Below are 9,399 nucleotides of genomic sequence, written 5' to 3'. Positions count from 1 at the left end.
CGGCATATCGCTCCTTCGGTGGAGAAGTGGAGGCGTCAAGCACCCCCACGATATGCCGCCTTTCCGATTCCCGCCGTCACCAACTTTGGGCGATAGCTCGGTCAACTTTCAATTCGAGGGTATTTATTAATGTCGGCAGCTAACCTCATCGTCGGCTCGGACGGGGCTCATCTCATTTCAGATGCACTCGTATGGAGCACAGCGGATCAGACGATCACAGCGATCTGTAACAAGGCGACCTTGCTTCCTCAATTTCGGGCTGCTGCAACGATCCGCGCCGAGCACTTTGTTGTTTTTCAGGCCGTGTCGCTTGCTCTGTCGACAATAGCGGCAAGCGGCTTTGACGAATTCCAGCAGGCGATCGGCCCCACGCTTAAGGAGCTGAATGACCGGATGGCCGCAATGGGCGCCGCGAGTCCATTCGAGGTGTCGGTCGCGGGAATCTCAGAACAGGGTGGCCCATCCGCTTTCCGGATGACGACGCTGCAGGCCGGCAGCGAGCACATCGAGCCGTGGCAAATCGTTGAGATGCCGCGGGGGTTTAGTCCATGCCCGTGCAACACCGAGTCGCAAGAGACGGAAATCAGGGTAGCAATAGAGAAGGCACCGGCAAGCCTTGATGGTCACGTCATCGCTGCGTTGAAAACACAGGGTGATATCGCTAGCCGGGACTTCACTGAGGGCCGGACTCCGTGTTGGGTGGGCGGTTTCGGGCAATTGACGACCATTGGCGCCAGCGGCATTTCCACGCGGATCATTCCCCGGTGGCCGAATGATGTTGTCGGGCAGAAGCTGGTCTCGCGCTGATGACTCGCGAGCCAACCATGAAAATGAATTTCGGCAACCTCCCGTCAGAACTCGCAGGCTCTTGCGCTTAGCACGCCTTTCCAACTCCGTTCCCACGAGGGAACAGTATGCCAATGTTCAAAAGCGAACAGAACCGACTGCTGAATCTTCCTAGGCTAGAGATGCTTGGCGATCCCATTCCGCCAAGTCGCCTCCAACGGTCCCGGCATGTAGGGGTGCCGGGACCGTTTTTTAGTGGACGCTCAGCATGGTCTCAAATGGAGAAGTTAAGTGGCTATAGGCACCGTCAAATGGTTCAACCCGACGAAGGGGTACGGGTTCATTCAACCGGATTCGGGCAGCAAGGATGTGTTCGTTCATATCTCCGCCGTTGAGAAGACTGGTTACACCTCGCTCGCAGAGGGAGCTAAGGTCAGCTTCGACGTCGTGAACAATCGCGGAAAAGACTCGGCGGAAAATCTACGGATAGGGTGATACAGCCAAAATCCGGTCAAGCGGGTTTGCGGCGTTTTCCGGTCAGACAGGTCGGTGAACGACGCCTCGGCACAACGAGAGGCGCGTGGCTGACGATCAATCGTTGTCCACGCGCGATTTCCGAAACTCAACTGGGCCATCTATGAGTCGGCTCTTACGAGCCTTGACGTCAGCGGCGCTAGCATCTTTATCGCGCAAACCATCGATCGCGTCCGCCGCTAACTCGCCGGCCCGATCACTTTGTGTAGGATAGCCGTCGAGCCAATCCTGTTCTGTCGCTAAGGCGGACCAAGCCTGCGCCATCCGCTTGTAACGGAGTGCCGCCTGCGCATTGGTCGCCCCCTCGGCGAGCTGCAGGCAGTTCTCGGCATTCGCGAAATTTATCGGACGTTTTGACCATCGGACACAACGGCCTTCCGGTGGGATCGTTCCGACTGATTGCAGCGGCCGTGGTACACGCAAGCGCGCGCGACCACCACTACCGCTGATGGCCCAGACCAATTCCCAGCACGATCGCCTTCTGACGTAGCGCTCCCTCGGTTCGCTTCGTCATCTTGGCTATTTTGACGACGGGCGTCCGTGCCTTGGAGTGCGCCTTCAGGTCCTTGATATCGTCACGCGTCCACTCGCGGCGGACAGTCTTTTTCTTTTTGGCCAACTCGGCTCTCCTTCATTGATAGGAGCGCGGTCTAACAACATAGCGCAGTATGCGCAACCCGCGCGGACGTCATTAAGCGCGCCTCTGTGGTCCCAAAGAGATCGACACGTTCACGCGGGACGGCATTCGCCTGAAGGACGGCAGCGAGCTCGCCGCCGACATGGCGGACAGCGCCGTTAGCCCATTGCTGAGGATTCAGCCCATCGCGCGACGGTTGAACTACGCGCCTCATTTTCGGCTGAGGAGCGTCAGCGCGCAATCGTTAGTCGCTCGTTACTCAACTGCCACGTTTGAGGGCTCGCTGGAATAGTCCGCCGATCTCGGCGAGCGATGGCGCAGAAGGAACGAGACGCCGCAACGAGTTCCTTTTCTCCACACGACGCGGCACATAAAAATTGCGGAATGGCCGTTGAACGACAGCACAAATTCGTTCGCAAACACGTAGTAGGGTGTGGAGATGCAGGCCCCAAGGGCGTTGATATCGCGCACCATACATGGATGTGTCCCACGAATTCCACCAAATGACAGCTGCGCCGCCTGGTTGATCGGTATGCGCTCCATTGCACGACGTTCGATCATGGCGAGATGCTCCAAGATGAGGAGGTAACTTTCGAATCGAAGCGATCGCTGCGATTGCGATTCGCCCCTTACGAAGTCAGTTTTCCGGTCCCGCCGAAGCCCGCAAAACGGCCATACTCACACATTGAGCCGGTGGGGCCCGCTAACAAGCAGTGTTGTTGTCCAATTAGAATTGATCGGAACTAGTGGTTAATTCGGGTGCCCATCAGGGAGAGCGCTTGCGCACGACGCTACGCTGCCCACCCGCGTTGTTGCGGCGGTTAAGGACGCTGAGACGACGAGGTTGCTGGGACAGGGGCCGCTCTTCAGGGCTTTGGCAGCTTGTCTTGCTCGGCGCGGGCTAGTGCTTTCGCCTTGGCCTCTGCTGTAGCGCTGTCGAGCATCTCCGGCCGCATGCGCCGGCCAGGAATATCCTCGAAGAAAAATAGACGCTGGCGCGCCCGTCCGGAAAACGCACCTCGAAGCTGCCGGTCTGCGGCACGGCTTCGTGAGGGATAATGCGGATGTTCTTGCTTGCGGCCATACGGGGGGCTCAGAGGCTTAAATCCGTTCAGACGTCATCCGGAGGGAGCTTTGCTATGAGATGTGGCCAGTTGCGCTCAATGATGCCGCGCAGCTCGGCGTCGACTTCCTGGATGCTGTCGAAGTTCTCAAGCTGGACGCGAAGCGCCTCCATCTGGTCGGGGTCGAGCACATGGCCACGATATATCTCTATGGGCATAGATCGCTTACTCCGCCCCGTTGTGCCTGAGTCCTGGCCAGGATGGGGCAGCGGCCCCTCATGGTCGAAAACTGATCCTAGGTCGCGCATATCGATCCAGCCACCGCAAGCCGGGCACTTGATGAAATGTTCGGCCTCATGTGCCGGGAGACCGCCGACACGCTCGCCTATAAACTTGCCTCTGGGTATCTTCATTGTGTCCGTCAGGACAGAGCACAAGAGACGGCCCCGGCTTGGGGGGCTGGAGTATTATGGGCCGGAGCCGCTCCGCCAGCTCGCACGAGCCAGCGAGAGACCAAACCGGGTAATCGGGGCACGGTTCCTAACGGGGCGACAACGTATCCTGCCCGGGCGCCAGCAGCCGGACGTAGGTCCCGCTCTCGAGCAGCTCGATCCAACCCTTTTCGACAGCGCACTTGACCTTCAGGCGCGTGGCAGGCACCGAGCAAGGAATTGCCGGCGCGCCTTCTTCTGATCGGTCGCCAATTTTATCTTCTCTCTTAAAAGAAGGATCTCTGAATATTCCCTCTCGATCTCGGGATCGATGCGAAGGGATTCAAGCTGTTGGGCGTGCAATTTGAATAGCGCTGCAATCTGCTCACTTTGGATGGGGCGCATGGCAATCAACCCCCGATTGGAAACGAATTCAGTCAGCGCAAATCGGGTAGAAAATTTTCCGAACGCACATCATAGAGCGAATTTCGGTGCGGCGTCTCGTAAAATAAACTGCCAACGTTACTGTCTTACTTTTGTAGCCCCTTGGGGCGCACGCCGATCACTCCCTTCGAGGGAGCACCGATCAATTGACCTTGCGCAGCAGCTTCTTCACCAAGGCCCGCAGTTCGGCGAATTCATTCAGGATCGTCTGCTGCATGGCAGCTTTTCGACCCGGCTTCGACGAAGCCGTTGCCTTCTTGGCCTTCTTTTTCTTTGAAGGCATCAGTGTGACACTACGCTGGAGGCGCGCCGGTGTTCAGAAGCTGAGCGACGGCTGCTACGATCTGCGCTGGCGCAAATGGCTTGCTCAATAGGATGCTGTTGGGCACGCCGTGAGCGGACCACTGATCGGCCGCCGCACCAGTCATGTAAATAACAGGGATGTCAGGATTTAACTCTCTGGCGCGGTGGCCGACTTGCCAACCGTCAACAGTACCAAACAGATTGATGTCGGTGATGAGGGCTCGATACTTGGTGGCGTCGCTTAGAAGAAGTTTGACGGCATCCTCTCCACTGACGCTGACCTCGGTCGTAAAGCCGCCGTCGGACAATGCATCTGTCACCAGGTCTCGGACAAGCTGATCGTCCTCGACGACCAAGATTAGAACCGCGGCCCCTTGCATCCCTCTCTCCCTGTCGCCGGTCAGGTGTGTTCCGGGTCAGGAACTCATGAGAAGCGAGTTATGTTCCAAAGTGCGCATAGCGATGCCGTCCACTCCCTTCAAGGGAGCGCAGCGCAACAAAGATCGTAGGGCTTTAGTTGGGGATTGCTTGCTGTCGGCTCTAATGCCGCCCTATCGGGCCATCCCTGGTGAATAGCGCTGTTCGACGAACCTGTCCTTTTCGACAGGTACGCGCCGTCCCGAGGCGTGGGCATGATCGCCGCGCTAAAAAGACGAGGGCGGCGATGCGACGTTACTACTTTCCGATTCTCCACGAGGGAGAGACACAGGCGGACGACACGGGGGAGCTATTTGGCTCTGCTGAACTAGCGGTCGAATATGGCGCCCGTGTTGCTCGGGACATCGCCAGCGATCCCGAGTGTGACCGCGGTGGGGGCACGGTCGTAATCGTGGTCGACCCTCCGGTGGTGAGATCGCGCGGCATACGGTTAAGCTTTAGAACCTGACGGTTTGTTGTCGACGCGGGCATCAATTAGAACGATATCCTTGTTGTCTGTCATATCCAATTTCTTCAAAATTGCATTCACCTTCCGAAGCTCGGCGACGCTGAAATAGAGGATCACCTTGATTGCATTTTTGGCGTCGCTTGCAGCTTGGTAAATCGGGACTTGCTTCTGAAGGTTTCGCTCTAGCTGTATTCTTTGCCAACTTCATCTCGACGAGGGTTTTGTCGTGTGCGCCTCGTGAGATTTTGAAATCAACCGGTCCTCTGCCGTCGTTTGCTTCGGTACCAACATCGGAAGGCGTCCCGAACCAGACCAGGCGGTAGAGGATCTGAAGGTCTTTTTCTCGCTGAACTGGCGCCCCGTGGTGATAAAACAGTCGGTGTCCACCCTTGTTCTCGATGACATCCTTCAGATACCCGACGCGCGCATGCGCCTCTTCATAGGCGCCGCCGCCGATTCCGTGTAGTCTCACGAAGCAGCGTGTGTTGAATATCGGCGACCTGCCGGATGAATGTGTATTCAGTTGCAAGCACCTTCTCGGCACTAAGGTCGGCTGCTTCGCCGCCGTGCTGTTCCTTCAGCTTGATGTAGTAGTCGATGAGCTGCGGGAATTCTAACAGGGTCCTTCTGGCGGCTTCCGGCCGCTCTTTGGCGCTGGGACGGCGTCTACGACCGGGTTTATCAAGGATATGGCGAAGCGGCACGGGCACATCCTGGCGCTCCTGCGGGCGCATCGCCCCGTCGTTAGGAAAGCTCAGTGATGGAAGTTGATTGGGACGACGTAAGTCTCGAGGTCGCCCGGTTTTTTGGACGGAAAACCAGGGAACGGGCTGGCGCGACGGAGGATCGCGAGGGCCTCCTGATCGAGCACAGTGTGGCCTGACGATCTCGTCACCTCGGCACGCGCCACTTCACCTTTGCGGTTCAGCGCGAAGCGGACAACGGCCGTGCCCGCCTCACCCCGTGCCCCCGCGGGATAACGCTTGAAGCGTTCCAGATGACCGGCAACAAGAGCATCATAGCGGTTCGAAGCGGCTTGCGCGAACTGGCCGACGCGCTCGCTTTTCGGTGGCGCGCGGGTTTCCGGAGCGGGCGGCGGCGCTTCAGGCTTGGGCTCCTCGACAGGTCTGGGTTCGGATTTCGGAAGCGTCACATCAGCCTGTTGCTGCGGGGGCGGCGGTTGTACTTGCTGCTCGAGCTTCTGCTCTTCGGTCTTGGGCGGCTCTTTTGGCGCCGCATCGGCCTGCTGCATGGCTGGCCCGATCGCGAGATCCTGGTTCTGAACCTCGGGTGAGGAGGCCTCCATCGGCGCGAGCGAGACCGCGATGGCTGGAATGATCGCCGGCTGGCGCGGCTGGCGCGCGTACCACAGCGTAACGGAGGCGACGATTGCCACATGCGCAGCCGCAACAATGATCGCAGCCAGGCTCCAGCGCGAAAGGCCGCGTCTGTCCGGCAGATGGAGCGCAAATACCGTCATGGCTTGTGCGCCGGCGATTCCAGACCGACCAGCGCCAGCTTGAGATAGCCGGCATCACGCAAGACGTTCATCACTCCCATTAATTCGCCGTAACTGAGCGCCTTGTCGGCGCGGATGAAGATCGTCTCATCCTTGTGCGCACCGGTCGCGGTGTCGAGCGTAGTCGCGAGCTCGTCGCGTGATGCGGCTGCATCCCCAACTGCAATCGTGCCATCCGACTTGATCGTCACGAACACCGGCTTGTCCGGGCGCGGCTGTTCGGGGGCCGTGCTGGCCGGCAGATTGACGCCGATGTCGACCGTTGCGAGCGGCGCCGCCACCATGAAGATGATCAGCAACACCAGGATCACGTCTATGAACGGCGTGACGTTGATTTCGTGATGGATCTCGAGATCGTCGTTCGCGCGCGTGCCAAGTCGAACAGCCATGATCTACTCCGCCGCCCGGAACCGCATCGACGCTGGAGAACTCGCACTGCGGCTGATCATGAGAAGAAGCTGCGCCGAGGCGTCGCCGAGCAAGCCCTTGTAGCCGCTGATCACCCGCGCAAGATGGTTGTAGATGACGACGGCGGGGATCGCCGCGACGAGGCCAACCGCCGTAGTCAGCAGCGCCTCAGCAATGCCGGGCGCGACCACGGCGAGGTTGGTGGTATGGGCCTCGGAGATGCCGATGAATGAGTTCATGATCCCCCAAACGGTGCCGAATAGGCCGACGAAAGGCGCCGTCGCGCCGATGGTGCCCAAGATCCCGACGCCCCGCGAGACCTGCCGAGTCATTGCCGCCTCGACGCGTTCCAACCGCAACGCGACACGCTCCTTGAGACCATCGTCGACGATGAAGTCGGAAAGTTCGGCCTCGCGCGCTGTGGAAAGGACGAGCTGCGCCACAGCATCCCTTGCGCCGTCGCAGGCGCGAACCGCCTCGGACAATTGCGGGCCGCTTTCCAGCATCCTTAGCCGTCGCCGCACGCTCCCGGCTGCCAAGCGCAGTTCGATGGTCTTGGCGAGCCAAATCGTCCAGGTCACGAGCGAAGCAAAGGCGAGCCCGATCATCACCGCCTTCACCACGACGTCGGCGTTCACAAACATGCCCCATGGCGATAGATTCCGCGGCAACAGCGGATTTGGGGCGTCACTCTGCGCCAGCGCAGCGGTCGACGTGGCGAGCAAGAGGACGACGGCGCTCGGGAGCGCGAGCAGGCGTGCCAGGCCTTGGGTTGCGGTCCGTGACTTGAGATCGGTGTGACGCATCTGATTCTCGTATCTGTTGAGGTTTCGCATCCGCCCCCGCTCAAAGCTTCTGCGAAATACCGAAGAAGAAGCCGCGGCGTGGCCCGAATTGCGGGGCGAACACGCCGATCCCGGATCCGTCGCGGATTCCATAAATCGTGTCGAACACATTGACGATGTCGAAGCGCAAGGTTGTCGGCTTCACGTCGCTGAACCATTTGAATTCATGCGAGACGCCGAAATTCACCTGCGAATACCAGGGAAGCGACGCGGTGTTCGCGAAGCCGCTGCGCAGACCACTGCCGTAAAGGACATCCATCGAAACACGGGTGCCACTATCCCACTTGTACGACGCGCCCGCCGATCCCGAGACCCACTGCGAGTGATCGGTGTAGACATAGTGACTCGCGATGTAGGCAAGCTCGTCGGCACCGAATAAGAACTGGTTCGACACGACGTTCGTCGCAATTTGTCGCGCATAAGCGATGTTGGCATAAGCGCGGAAATGCGTGTCCGTGTATTTCGCCGAGAGCTCTACGCCGTAATTGTCGCCCTTTTCGTAGTTGAACGCGGTCAGCACATAGGCAGCGCCGAACTGCCCATCATCCAGCAGGTCCCTGGCCATCTTGTAGTAGCCGTCCACGCCGACTTCGAGACCGGGTAAGAGCTTCTGGGTGACGCCAACGTCGAAATAGTGCGAACGCTCGGGACGAACCGGATCTGCGAAGTTCACCTCCGGCTGCTGCGTGGTGTTTTGCACCAGGCCAAGATTGGTCGGTGCCGCCAGCACGAGCTGCGGCGGCGTGAAATACCGAGCATAACCGGCGTGGAACACCGTGCCGTCCCTCGGGGTGTAGGTCATGCTGATGCGCGGGCTGAGCTGGTTCGCATTGGTGTACTGCATCATCTGATCAAACCGCAACCCGTAATTCACGGTGAGCTGGTTTGTCACTTTCCATTCGTCCGCGATATAGGTTCCGAACAGAAAGCCGGTCTTGCTGCTTTGATCGAGCACGTTGAAGGGCGCATCAACCGGAGCGCCTGTGCTGTCGACTGGCAGCAGAACCGATCCGTTGCTCACCAAGGCATTCTCAGCGCTGACCGTGAAGCCTGCGTGCAGTGTATGAGCGTCTGAGAGGCGGTAAGCCGCATCGGTTTGAACGCCATGAGTCAGACTTCGACGGTACACGTCCGAGGCCACGCCGTTGAAGACGAGATCGCCGACGACGTCTGGCACGAAATGCACGCTGCTATAGCGGTTGAAATAAGAGGTCTGCAGATCCAGCCCATTGCTGGAGTATTGGAGCGCCAGCACGTTGAACGAATTGAATTCACGCTGGTTCTCGTTGAGATTGGCGGAATTGAAGTCGGACGCGCCAAAGGCTGTGAATTGAGGCGCCTGGCCGGGATTGTTCGGAATCTGGAAGCGACTGTTGGAAACACCACCCATGTAGACGATCCGCGTGGTCGGATCGACGACAGTGGAGAGGTAGGCAAACCCCTGAGCTATCGCCCAAAGTTGGTGACGGCGGGAATCGGAAAGGCGGCATATCGTGGGGGTGCTTGACGCCTCCACTTCTCCACCGAAGGAGCGATATGCCG

The 9,399-nt window shown here is 59.0% G+C and carries 14 protein-coding genes; 2 read left to right on the top strand and 12 right to left on the bottom strand.

Features of this window, described 5'->3' with window-relative positions:
- The first annotated feature begins 129 nt into the window (after positions 1 to 129).
- Both IVB42_RS41785 and IVB42_RS41780 read left to right on the top strand, forming a co-directional pair.
- On the top strand, positions 130 to 807 hold the full coding sequence (locus IVB42_RS41785; protein ID WP_247368136.1) for a hypothetical protein: 678 nt from the start codon (positions 130 to 132) through the stop codon (positions 805 to 807).
- Between the two features lie 270 nt (positions 808 to 1,077).
- The gene (locus IVB42_RS41780) at positions 1,078 to 1,281 is read left to right on the top strand and encodes a cold-shock protein (protein WP_247368137.1); all 204 of its coding nucleotides are present in this window, start codon (positions 1,078 to 1,080) and stop codon (positions 1,279 to 1,281) included.
- Between the two features lie 478 nt (positions 1,282 to 1,759).
- Here IVB42_RS41780 and IVB42_RS41775 read toward each other — a convergent pair whose 3' ends face one another.
- The 12 genes from IVB42_RS41775 to IVB42_RS41720 all read right to left on the bottom strand — a co-directional run.
- Complete coding sequence (locus IVB42_RS41775) at positions 1,760 to 1,939, bottom strand: hypothetical protein (RefSeq protein WP_247368139.1); 180 nt, start codon at positions 1,937 to 1,939, stop codon at positions 1,760 to 1,762.
- 273 nt (positions 1,940 to 2,212) lie between these two features.
- Entirely contained in the window at positions 2,213 to 2,518 is a 306-nt protein-coding gene (locus tag IVB42_RS41770) for a PilZ domain-containing protein (RefSeq protein WP_247368140.1), read from the bottom strand.
- 550 nt (positions 2,519 to 3,068) lie between these two features.
- Positions 3,069 to 3,239 carry a hypothetical protein gene (locus IVB42_RS41765; RefSeq protein WP_247368143.1) on the bottom strand — a complete coding sequence of 57 codons (171 nt, stop codon included), beginning with the start codon at positions 3,237 to 3,239 and terminating at the stop codon, positions 3,069 to 3,071.
- 423 nt (positions 3,240 to 3,662) lie between these two features.
- Positions 3,663 to 3,857, bottom strand: a complete 195-nt coding sequence (locus tag IVB42_RS41760) for a hypothetical protein (RefSeq protein WP_247368145.1) — start codon at positions 3,855 to 3,857, stop codon at positions 3,663 to 3,665.
- 181 nt (positions 3,858 to 4,038) lie between these two features.
- Positions 4,039 to 4,179, bottom strand: a complete 141-nt coding sequence (locus IVB42_RS41755; RefSeq protein ID WP_247472229.1) for a hypothetical protein — start codon at positions 4,177 to 4,179, stop codon at positions 4,039 to 4,041.
- A gap of 10 nt (positions 4,180 to 4,189) precedes the next feature.
- Positions 4,190 to 4,579, bottom strand: coding sequence for a response regulator (locus IVB42_RS41750; protein WP_247368151.1), 390 nt, complete (start codon positions 4,577 to 4,579; stop codon positions 4,190 to 4,192).
- A 528-nt stretch (positions 4,580 to 5,107) separates the two neighbouring features.
- Positions 5,108 to 5,557, bottom strand: coding sequence for a hypothetical protein (locus IVB42_RS41745; protein WP_247472227.1), 450 nt, complete (start codon positions 5,555 to 5,557; stop codon positions 5,108 to 5,110).
- Positions 5,523 to 5,819 (bottom strand): hypothetical protein, encoded by a 297-nt coding sequence (locus IVB42_RS41740; RefSeq protein WP_247472225.1) that lies wholly within the window; start codon positions 5,817 to 5,819, stop codon positions 5,523 to 5,525. Before IVB42_RS41740 ends, IVB42_RS41745 begins: the two co-directional genes overlap by 35 nt.
- A 20-nt stretch (positions 5,820 to 5,839) precedes the next feature.
- Positions 5,840 to 6,565 carry a TonB family protein gene (locus tag IVB42_RS41735; RefSeq protein WP_247472223.1) on the bottom strand — a complete coding sequence of 242 codons (726 nt, stop codon included), beginning with the start codon at positions 6,563 to 6,565 and terminating at the stop codon, positions 5,840 to 5,842.
- Entirely contained in the window at positions 6,562 to 6,993 is a 432-nt protein-coding gene (exbD, locus tag IVB42_RS41730) for a TonB system transport protein ExbD (RefSeq protein ID WP_247368159.1), read from the bottom strand. The genes IVB42_RS41735 and exbD overlap by 4 nt, the downstream gene beginning before the upstream one ends.
- 3 nt (positions 6,994 to 6,996) lie before the next feature.
- A complete protein-coding gene (gene exbB / locus IVB42_RS41725; RefSeq protein ID WP_247368160.1) occupies positions 6,997 to 7,818 on the bottom strand; it encodes a tonB-system energizer ExbB in 822 nt (273 codons plus the stop codon).
- A gap of 40 nt (positions 7,819 to 7,858) precedes the next feature.
- Positions 7,859 to 9,399, bottom strand: a 1,541-nt coding sequence (locus IVB42_RS41720; RefSeq protein ID WP_247472221.1) for a TonB-dependent receptor, incomplete at its 5' end; no start/stop codon positions are given.

Origin of the sequence: Bradyrhizobium sp. 45 (assembly GCF_023073155.1) — a bacterium.
Classification (GTDB): Bacteria; Pseudomonadota; Alphaproteobacteria; order Rhizobiales; family Xanthobacteraceae; genus Bradyrhizobium; species Bradyrhizobium canariense_D.
This window is presented reverse-complemented; position numbering and strand designations above follow the sequence as displayed.